Genomic DNA, 534 nt, shown 5'->3' with positions numbered 1-534 from the left:
CAGGGTACCGGTCAGACCGGCCCCGTCGCTCAGGTCGAAGCGGTCGTCCTGCGTTCCCCCGATCAGGTTCTGGAAGTCAGTGAAGTCCAGGCGCTCTTCGGGCGGAGTCGCAATCGCATCGCCGACGATCGTCGGTCGGCCGATAGCCAGGTTGTTGCGTTCGGCGATAATGAAGCCTTCATCGTTGGCCGTGATGCCCCAGTAGTTATTCAGGTTCGGGCCTTCCAGCGTGTCGCTGTTGGCTGAGCCGACCAGGTCATTGATGTTATCAAAGCCGGTTCCGCCACCACCAGTACCCAGGATGCTGCCGTTGAGTTCGTAACCCTGGAATCCGTCCAGGCTGCCCAGGCCGGCCAGCTGCACGTGTACGGCGTTCGCGTAAGTGGTGTAGTCGATGGTATCGACGTCCCCACCCCCGTTGATGAAGCCCCGCAGCACATAGTTGCTGTCGAAGAAGAATTCATCATTACCGGCCTGCCCGTTGAGTACGGTGTTGACGAGGCTTGGTGTGCTGTTCTGCAGGTTGAAGTCGTC

1 pseudogene is annotated in these 534 nt (G+C 59.7%); it reads right to left on the bottom strand.

What is annotated here, in order from left to right:
- A pseudogene (locus FYZ48_RS29440) lies at nucleotides 1–534 on the bottom strand (hypothetical protein); the annotation flags it as partial.

The organism is Gimesia chilikensis, assembly GCF_008329715.1.
GTDB classification, from domain to species: Bacteria; Planctomycetota; Planctomycetia; order Planctomycetales; family Planctomycetaceae; genus Gimesia; species Gimesia chilikensis.
Note: the sequence above shows the minus strand (reverse complement) of the source record. Positions and strands in the feature narration are given on the sequence as shown.